This is a genomic window from Sulfitobacter sp. HI0129, from assembly GCF_001635395.1.
In the GTDB taxonomy this organism is placed as follows: Bacteria; Pseudomonadota; Alphaproteobacteria; order Rhodobacterales; family Rhodobacteraceae; genus Sulfitobacter.
On the sequence record NZ_LWGH01000301.1, the window covers coordinates 1 to 2186 of the forward strand.

General features: G+C 63.5%; 3 protein-coding genes. 2 read left to right on the forward strand and 1 reads right to left on the reverse strand.

The features are described 5' to 3' along the window. The first annotated feature begins 87 nt into the window (after positions 1–87). Positions 88–717, forward strand: a complete 630-nt coding sequence (locus A3764_RS06950) for a hypothetical protein (protein WP_150122095.1) — start codon at positions 88–90, stop codon at positions 715–717. Positions 718–822: 105 nt separating this feature from the next. Further along, positions 823–1683: an N-acyl homoserine lactonase family protein gene (locus A3764_RS06955; protein WP_067924444.1), complete on the forward strand. Its 861-nt coding sequence runs from the start codon at positions 823–825 to the stop codon at positions 1681–1683. Positions 1684–1730: 47 nt separating this feature from the next. Here A3764_RS06955 and A3764_RS06960 read toward each other — a convergent pair. Further along, positions 1731–2186, reverse strand: a 456-nt coding sequence (locus A3764_RS06960) for an MOFRL family protein (RefSeq protein WP_330220513.1), incomplete at its 5' end; no start/stop codon positions are given.

Consider the following 2186-nt stretch of genomic DNA (forward strand, 5'->3'; position numbering starts at 1 on the left):
GCGCAAGCAGGTGCGTACCCGATGCAGGACAGTATAATGCTTTCTTAGCAGAACGCGAAGGCCACGTCGGCTTCGCAGAAATATGACGTGCTGACGGCGCTCGGGGCCCATGCGCTGGCCGGGGGAAAGACGCAGATGCGGCTCGGCCTGCGGTTCATCACCCTGATCACCGCGCGATACAACTGGGCGCGCAATGAACTTGCCGTGGGCCAGCGAGAGATCGCGCGGCTCTGGTCCGTGGATGAGCGTACCGTGAAGCGGGAAATGGCGAAGCTGCGGGCGCTGGGGTGGCTCGTCGTCAAGCGGCAGGGCACGCGGGGGCGGGTGACCGAATACCGCATCGACCTGTCGCAAGTGCTGGAGGCGACGCGCGGGGAGTGGACGCATGTGGGCCCGGACTTCGACCTCAGGATGCAGGGCGCGCCGGAGCAAGGCACCGTGATACCACTTCCGATCAAGGGAAGCGTCCCGCCCCCGAGTCTCGACGATGAGTGTGAATGGAGCCTTGCACAGACTCTATTGCATACCGAAGACCCCGGCCTTTACGGCAGTTGGCTGCATGCGCTGGAACGGTCGGACAGGGCAGGGGGGCGGCTGACCCTGCGCGCGCCGAGCCGGTTTCACGGGGCATATGTGCAGACCCATCTGCTGACGCGCATCCTAGCCGCTTGCCGCACGGTCGATGCCTCCATCAGCGAAGTGACGATCCGGGTGTGAGCTGCGCGCACAATAGCGTGAGACTGCACGGATTGGACCCCTGCTGATTTGACAGTACCGGGCCGCACCCCATCCTGACAGGCACACATACCAGTTGGAGGTCCCATGCGACATCACAAGTTCATTCCCCTTATCGCCGCTTTCGGTCTGTCTGCCGCGCCACTCGCGGCGCAAGATTCCGAGGGCGCGCAGGTCAAGCTCTGGCGGCTCGACTGCGGGAATATCGACGTCAATTTCCTGAATTTGTTTTCCGATACCAATGCCTATGCCGACGAAAGCAAAAGCCTTGTGGGGAGTTGTTACCTCATCCAGCACGGCGAGGAATACCTGCTTTGGGATGCCGGGCTGCCTGCCGGGCTGAAGGGGGCGGAACAGGATCCGGCGGCCCCGATTTCCCCTACGCTCAAAGCGGATTTGCCGGAACAACTGGCCCAGCTCGACCTGGAACCAGCGGACATCGATCTGCTGGGGATCAGCCATTATCACTTTGATCACACTGGTCAGGCCCCCAGTTTCGAGAATGCGAAACTGTTCATCGGCAAACAGGATTTCGAGACGCTGAAGATGGAGCCCCTGCCGCCCTTTGCCCAGGGCTTTGCAGACCCGGAACCGCTGGCGCATTGGCTGTCAGGCGATGGTGAGGTCGAACAGACCACCGGCGACAAGGATATCTTTGGCGACGGTACGGTCACCATGCTGACGATGCCCGGCCATACCCCCGGCGAAACCGCGCTGATGGTCAAACTGCCGGAAACAGGGCCGGTGATCCTGTCGGGCGACGTGGTGCATTTCGAGGAGCAGATCGCGAATGTGGGCGTGCCGACGTTCAACTACGACCGGGCGGAAACGCTCGCCTCGATTGACCGGCTGACCCGGCTGGCGGAAAACACAGGCGCGATGCTGATCATCCAGCACGATCCGCGCCACGTGGATAAGCTGCCCGCCTTTCCCGAGGCCGCGAAGTAGGACCGGCGGTTCGTCCCTGATACGGGGCAAAAGCGGCTTTCGCGCGGTCAGCGGATAAGGACCGCGCGGAAGTCGTTGACGTTGGTGCCGGTGGGCCCCGGCGAAAAGAGATCGCCAAGCGCGGCGAAGCCGGTGAAGGCGTCGTTTTGCGCCAGAAGCGCATCGGGGGTCAGCCCCTGTGCACGGAGCCTTTCTGCCGTGCCGCCATCGGCGAAGGCGCCAGCGTTATCCTCGCTCCCGTCGATGCCATCGGTATCGGCGGAGAGTGCGGTGATGTTGCGCCTGCCGTCGATTTCCGCGGCGAGGGCGAGCAGAAACTCGGTGTTGGGGCCGCCTTTGCCGCTGCCGCGCAGGGTTACCGTGGTTTCACCGCCCGAAAGCCACAGCAGGGGCGCGGACCGGTCCCGGGCCCCGGCATAACGGGCCATCCGCCCGATCGTGCGGCCCAGATCGCGGGATTCACCTTCGAGCGCGTCGGACAGGATCATCGTCTCTATTCCACG

Excerpts from the sequence above, each read along its gene's own strand:
- A3764_RS06955 (WP_067924444.1), top strand. The coding sequence starts at position 823 with ATGCGACATCACAAGTTCATTCCCCTTATCGCCGCTTTCGGTCTGTCT.